Origin of the sequence: Agromyces humi (assembly GCF_009720255.1) — a bacterium.
GTDB classification, from domain to species: domain Bacteria; phylum Actinomycetota; class Actinomycetes; order Actinomycetales; family Microbacteriaceae; genus Agromyces; species Agromyces humi.
Window position 1 is genome coordinate 1 of sequence record NZ_WJSP02000708.1, and the last position, 802, is coordinate 802.

Annotated in this window: 1 protein-coding gene; it reads right to left on the minus strand. The window is 70.2% G+C overall.

All coding sequences use genetic code 11. The annotated features are described in order from the left end of the window. Positions 1 to 326 precede the first annotated feature (326 nt). Complete coding sequence (locus GH736_RS23700; RefSeq protein ID WP_159607538.1) at positions 327 to 605, minus strand: endonuclease domain-containing protein; 279 nt, start codon at positions 603 to 605, stop codon at positions 327 to 329. Positions 606 to 802: the final 197 nt, after the last annotated feature.

Consider the following 802-nt stretch of genomic DNA (forward strand, 5'->3'; position numbering starts at 1 on the left):
CCCAGCGACCGGCGCCCGGTTCGCGGAGCCGTCGCACGAGCGGGATGCGCAGGCTCGGCGAGGCTGCGCCCGCGTCGGGGCTCAGCGCGAAGATGACCGTCGAGACGGCGAGCCGTGCCTGCGCGCCGCGATCGTGCTGCTGCGACATCCGCTGCCCCCTCTCGACCGGAGCACCTTAGAGTCAGTCTGACCTGAAGTGCTGGGATCAGCTTACAGTCACCTTGACTCGAACGCCAATCGCGTGACGTCGTGCATCTGCTGGACACGTGCGCCGGCTTCGCCGCGGTCATACCCTGCCGTGGCGCCCAGCAGATCCCGAGGGCAGCTCACCCGCGCCAGCCCCGCAACCGCAGTCGCGCGGCGATGCGCTCGATGGTCTCCTCGGATCCCTCAAGCTCGCCATCCGGCACGTCGATCGCACTCACCCGGATCACCACCCAGCCGACGTCCTGCAGTCGCTCGTACCGACGGATGTCGCGCCGGAACTGCAGCGGCGCGCGGTGGTGGTCGCCCTCGTACTCGATCGCGATGCGGTGCGCGGGATAGGCGAGGTCGACCGTCGGCTCGAACCCGGCGAGCCGCGCATCGCGGACGACGAACGCCACTTCGGGTTCTGGCAGGCCCGCGCGGACGATCCGCCGACGCAAGAGGGTCTCGCGCCGCGAGAGCGGGCCCGCGCTCGAGAGCGAGGTGAAGGACAAGGAGAACGAGGTCGTCGAGACGCTCGCCTCGAAGTACGTCGAGGCGCGCAAGGGCCTCGACGAGCGGATCGAGGCGCTGCAGGCCGAGAACAAGGGCCTCG